Source organism: Aeromonas sp. HMWF015, from assembly GCF_963878965.1.
GTDB classification, from domain to species: Bacteria; Pseudomonadota; Gammaproteobacteria; order Enterobacterales; family Aeromonadaceae; genus Aeromonas; species Aeromonas veronii.
In genome coordinates, this window is record NZ_CAWNZT010000033.1 from 6,517 (window position 1) to 11,840 (window position 5,324).

General features: G+C 58.7%; 6 protein-coding genes. All 6 read left to right on the forward strand.

What is annotated here, in order from left to right; all coding sequences use genetic code 11:
* The coding region (gene ileS, locus AACS18_RS01515) for an isoleucine--tRNA ligase (protein WP_258228814.1) at positions 1-2,590 on the forward strand (2,590 nt) is incomplete at its 5' end.
* Entirely contained in the window at positions 2,590-3,087 is a 498-nt protein-coding gene (gene lspA, locus AACS18_RS01520; RefSeq protein WP_005340447.1) for a signal peptidase II, read from the forward strand. The genes ileS and lspA, both read left to right, overlap by 1 nt.
* Positions 3,084-3,536, forward strand: coding sequence for an FKBP-type peptidyl-prolyl cis-trans isomerase (gene fkpB / locus AACS18_RS01525; protein WP_108613523.1), 453 nt, complete (start codon positions 3,084-3,086; stop codon positions 3,534-3,536). Before lspA ends, fkpB begins: the two co-directional genes overlap by 4 nt.
* A complete protein-coding gene (gene ispH / locus AACS18_RS01530; RefSeq protein WP_108613524.1) occupies positions 3,536-4,471 on the forward strand; it encodes a 4-hydroxy-3-methylbut-2-enyl diphosphate reductase in 936 nt (311 codons plus the stop codon). Before fkpB ends, ispH begins: the two co-directional genes overlap by 1 nt.
* A gap of 110 nt (positions 4,472-4,581) precedes the next feature.
* Positions 4,582-4,986 carry a type IV pilin protein gene (locus AACS18_RS01535; protein WP_019445575.1) on the forward strand — a complete coding sequence of 135 codons (405 nt, stop codon included), beginning with the start codon at positions 4,582-4,584 and terminating at the stop codon, positions 4,984-4,986.
* Positions 4,987-4,988: 2 nt separating this feature from the next.
* Positions 4,989-5,324, forward strand: a 336-nt coding sequence (gene pilV, locus AACS18_RS01540; RefSeq protein ID WP_108613525.1) for a type IV pilus modification protein PilV, incomplete at its 3' end; no start/stop codon positions are given.

Below are 5,324 nucleotides of genomic sequence, written 5' to 3' on the forward strand. Positions count from 1 at the left end.
TGTGCCGGGTTGGGATTGCCACGGTCTGCCTATCGAACTGAAAGTGGAAGGCATGGTCGGCAAGCCGGGCGAGAAGGTTTCCGCTGCCGAATTCCGCGCCGAGTGCCGCAAATACGCCAAGACCCAGATCGAAGCGCAGAAGACCGACTTCATCCGTCTGGGTGTGCTGGGCGACTGGGAACACCCCTACCTGACCATGGATTTTGGCACCGAAGCCAACATCATCCGCTCCATGGCCAAGATCGTTGAAAACGGCCACCTGCACAAAGGCTCCAAGCCGGTGCACTGGTGTACCGATTGCGGCTCCGCCTTGGCTGAAGCCGAAGTGGAGTACTACGACAAAAACTCCCCCTCCATCGATGTGCGCTTCAAGGCCGTTGATGAGGCGACCGTTGCCGCCAAGTTTGACTGCGCCGAAGGCCACACCGGCAAGGGGCCGATCTCTGCGGTGATCTGGACCACCACTCCGTGGACCCTGCCGGCCAACCGCGCTATCGCCATGCATGCCGACCTCGACTATGCGCTGGTGCAGGTTGAAGGTGAGCACCCCGAGCGTCTGATCCTGGCCGCCGAGCTGGTCAAGGATGTGATGGATCGCGCCGGTATCGAGAAGTTCCACAATCTGGGTTACGCCAAGGGCGCCGCGCTTGAGCTGCTGCGCTTCAACCACCCCTTCTACAGCTTCGACGTGCCGGTGGTACTGGGTGATCACGTCACCCTGGATGCCGGTACCGGTGCCGTACACACTGCCCCTGGCCACGGTCAGGAAGACTTCGTGGTCGGTCAGAAGTACGGTCTGGAAGTGGCCAACCCGGTTGGCAGCAACGGTGTTTACCTGCCGGATACCGAACTGTTTGCCGGTCAGCATGTGTTCAAGGCCAATGCCTCCGTGATCGAAGTGCTGACCGAGCGCGGCGCCCTGCTGCATCACAAGGTGTTCAACCACTCCTATCCGCACTGCTGGCGTCACAAGACCCCGATCATCTTCCGTGCTACTCCACAGTGGTTCATCAGCATGGAGCAGAAGGATCTGCGCAAGCGCGCACTGGAAGAGATCGAGCGCATCGAGAAGGACGGCATTGCCCAGCAAGGCCAGAGCGGCTGGGTACCGGCCTGGGGTAAAAACCGCATTCAGGCGATGGTCGAGAACCGTCCTGACTGGTGTATCTCCCGTCAGCGCACCTGGGGTGTGCCCATCTCCCTGTTCGTCCACAAAGAGACCCAGGAACTGCATCCGGAATCCGTGCGTCTGATGCATGAAGTAGCCAAGCGTGTCGAGCAGTCCGGCATTCAGGCATGGTGGGATCTGGACAAGGCCGAGCTGCTGGGCGCCGATGCCGACAACTACGAGAAAGTGCCTGACACTCTCGACGTCTGGTTTGACTCCGGTTCTACCCATGCCTCCGTGGTCGATGCCCGTCCCGAGTTCAACGGCAAGCCGGCCGACATGTATCTGGAAGGTTCTGACCAGCACCGTGGCTGGTTCATGTCCTCCCTGATGATCGGCGTGGCCATGAAAGACAAGGCTCCCTACAACCAGGTGCTGACTCACGGCTTCACCGTGGATGGCCAGGGTCGCAAGATGTCCAAGTCCATCGGCAACGTGGTGAGCCCGCAAGACGTAATGAACAAGCTGGGTGCCGACATCCTGCGTCTGTGGGTCGCCAGCACTGACTACACCGGCGAGATGACCGTCTCCGACGAGATCCTCAAGCGCTCTGCCGATGCTTATCGTCGTATTCGCAACACTGCCCGCTTCCTGCTGGCCAACCTGAACGGCTTCAATCCGGCGACCGATATGGTGGCGCCTGCCGACATGGTAGTGGTGGATCGCTGGGCCGTGGGTCGTGCCAAAGCGGTACAGGCCGAGCTCGTGGCTGCGTTCGACGAGTACAACTTCCACGGCGTGACCCAGAAGCTGATGCAGTTCTGCTCCATCGAGATGGGCTCCTTCTATCTGGATGTCATCAAGGATCGTCAGTACACCGCTAAGGCTGACAGCCTGGCCCGTCGCTCTTGCCAGACCGCCCTTTATCACATCGCCGAGGCCATGGTGCGCTGGATGGCGCCGATCATGAGCTTCACCGCTGATGAAATCTGGGCCCTGCTGCCGGGTGAGCGCGGCGAGTTCGTCTTCACCGAAGAGTGGTACGACGGCCTGTTCGGACTGGAAGCGGGTGAAACCCTCAACGACGATTTCTGGGCCGAGATCCTCACCGTGCGTGGTGAAGTGAACAAGGCGCTGGAAGTGGCCCGTGGCGAGAAGCGTATCGGCGGTTCCCTGCAGGCCGAACTGACCCTGTTCGCCAAGCCGGAGCTGGCTGCACGCCTGAACGCCCTGGCTGATGAGCTGCGCTTCGTGCTGCTCACCTCCAAAGCCAAGGTTGTGGAGGCTGACACTGCGCCGGAAGGCTCTGTGGCTACCGAGCGTGATGACCTGTGGCTGAGCGTGGCCCAGTCTGCCGCCGCCAAGTGCGACCGCTGCTGGCACCATGTGGAAGATGTGGGCACCATCGCGGGTCACGAAGAGATCTGTGGTCGCTGTGTGACCAACGTCGAGGGTGACGGCGAAACGCGTCAATTTGCCTGATGAACATGACTCAACATAAAAGCGGCCTGCGTTGGCTGTGGCTGGCAGTGCTGGCCTTTGTACTGGATCAGGCGAGCAAGCTCGCCGTGGTCAAGTTGCTGCCATTTGGTTACCCGGGGGTGGAGATCACCCCCTTCTTCAATCTGGTTCACGTCTACAACAAGGGCGCCGCATTCAGCTTCCTGGCTGATCAGGGGGGCTGGCAGCGCTGGTTCTTCGCGGTGCTGGCTTTTGCCATCTGTGGATTGCTGATCCACTGGTTGCGCAAGCAGTCGGTGACCCAGCGTTGGAGCGGTATCGCCTATTCACTCATCATCGGCGGCGCCCTTGGCAACGTCTTTGATCGACTGGTGTTGGGCCATGTGGTCGATTTCCTCGACTTCTACTGGCAGCGTGCGCACTGGCCGGCATTCAATCTGGCCGACAGTTTTATCTTTATCGGGGCCGCCATGATTGTGCTGGACGGTTTCCGTGGTGAGAAAAAGGAGCAGGCATGAGCCAGCAGATCACCGCTAACAGCAGCGTGCTGTTCCACTTCTCCATCAAGCTGGAAGATGGCTCGGTTGCCGACAGCACGGCGCTGCACGGCAAACCTGCCCGCCTGCGGATGGGCGATGGCAGCCTGACCCCCACCTTCGAGCAGTGCCTGCTGGGGCTGAGCGAAGGGGAGAGCAAGAGTTTCACGCTGGCGCCGGAAGAGGCCTTTGGCCTCTCCAACCCCGACAACATCTACCATCTCGACCGTGCCAAATTTGGCGCCGATGTGGAGCCAAAAGTCGGCACCATCATCCTGTTCGATCAGCCCAATGGCAGCGAGCTGCCGGGCATCATCCGGGCAGTAGCCGGGATGTCGGTGACGGTCGATTTCAACCACCCGCTGGCCGGTCATACCGTCACCTTCGAGGTGGAGATCCTGGATGTTGATGATGAGGAGAAGGTGCATTAATGGATATTCTGCTCGCTAACCCTCGCGGTTTTTGCGCCGGTGTCGATCGCGCCATCAGTATTGTCGAGAGCGCGCTGGAGAAGTTCGGTGCCCCCATCTATGTCCGCCACGAAGTGGTGCATAACCGCTATGTGGTGAACAAGTTGAAAGATGCGGGCGCTGTCTTCGTCGAGGAGCTGGACGAGGTGCCGGACGACAGCATCGTCATCTTCTCTGCTCACGGCGTGGCCAAGACAGTGCGCGAGATGGCAAAGTCCCGCGCCCTCAAGGTATTCGATGCCACCTGTCCGCTGGTGACCAAGGTGCACATGGAGGTGCATCGAGCCAGCCGCAAGGGCTCCGAGGCGGTGCTCATCGGCCACGCCGGTCACCCCGAGGTGATCGGGACCATGGGGCAGTACGAGAATCGCGAAGGCGGCATGTATCTGGTGGAGACGCCTGAAGATGTGGCCAGGCTCAAGGTGAAGAACCCGGATGACCTCTGCTTTGTCACCCAGACCACCCTGAGCGTGGATGAGACCTCTGACGTCATCGATGCGCTGCGCAAGCACTTCCCCAAGATCCAGGGGCCGCGCAAGGACGATATCTGCTACGCCACCCAGAACCGTCAGGATGCGGTGCGGGAGATGGCGGGGCTGGTGGACGCCATGCTGGTGGTGGGGTCTCGCAACTCTTCCAACTCCAACCGTCTGCGCGAGCTGGCCGAGAAGGTGGGTGCCCGAGCTTATCTTATCGACGATGCGTCGATGATCGAGGCGAGCTGGCTGGAAGACGTGAAGGCGATCGGCGTCACTGCTGGCGCATCCGCCCCCGAGGTGCTGGTGCAAAACGTGATTGCCCGCCTGCGGGAGCTGGGTGGCAAGGTGGTCTCCGAGCATCCTGGCCGTGAAGAGAACGTAGTCTTTGAGGTTCCTCCCGAACTTAGAATAATTTGAGTGCAGCCAGGAAGGCTTAAGAATAAAGTGTGTTGATAATGACGCCGGGTTTGTTCATGAGACAGGCTCGGCGTTAAACTTATGAAGCAGTCTGTCACCAAGGATGGGATATGATTGGATACTTTCGTGGCTTTTCTCTTATTGAGTTGATGATTGTCATCGCCATCGTGGCGATTCTTGGCACCATCGCTTATCCCGCCTATCAGCAATATGTGCTGACCAGTCATCGTGTCGAAGCCAAGAGCATGCTGCTCAATGCAGCCAATCGGCAAGAAACCTATTTTATGGATTTCAATCAGTATGCATCCTCTGCTGCTGCTCTTGGTATCAGTAGTGCATCTGAGAATGGTCTGTATCAATTATCCATTGCCGTATCAGGCAACACCTACACCTTGTCAGCCAGTGCTGGCGCGACGACAGCCCAAGCCAAAGATACCGATTGCACGGTGTTTTCCATTAATCAGTTGGGCGTCAAAAGTGCTTCTGGTGCAGCTAGCAATAGTTGTTGGGAATAGCCATGGCCATTCATGTCTCATCACATGAGAAGGGATTTAGCCTGTTGGAGGTGATGATCACCGCAGTCATCCTGTCGCTGGGGCTGCTTGGTCTGGTTGCTTTGCAAACCCATTCAAAATTTGCCAGTTATGAAGCTCGCCAGCGCACTATTGCCAGCTGGCTGGCTAACGATATGGTCGAACGAGTACGGATAAATCGCGATAGCTGGACCGCATCCGGTGCAGTGACCGTTAATCTTGCTGCTAACTTGCCACGCCCGACATGCGCAGCAGCAGATGGCACAATTAGCGCGTGCAGTGCTGCAGATTTACGTAACGCCGACCTTCACTACTGGCAA

Excerpts from the sequence above, each read along its gene's own strand:
- AACS18_RS01535 (WP_019445575.1), top strand. The coding sequence starts at position 4,582 with ATGATTGGATACTTTCGTGGCTTTTCTCTTATTGAGTTGATGATTGTC.
- fkpB (WP_108613523.1), top strand. The coding sequence starts at position 3,084 with ATGAGCCAGCAGATCACCGCTAACAGCAGCGTGCTGTTCCACTTCTCC.
- ispH (WP_108613524.1), top strand. The coding sequence starts at position 3,536 with ATGGATATTCTGCTCGCTAACCCTCGCGGTTTTTGCGCCGGTGTCGAT.
- lspA (WP_005340447.1), top strand. The coding sequence starts at position 2,590 with ATGAACATGACTCAACATAAAAGCGGCCTGCGTTGGCTGTGGCTGGCA.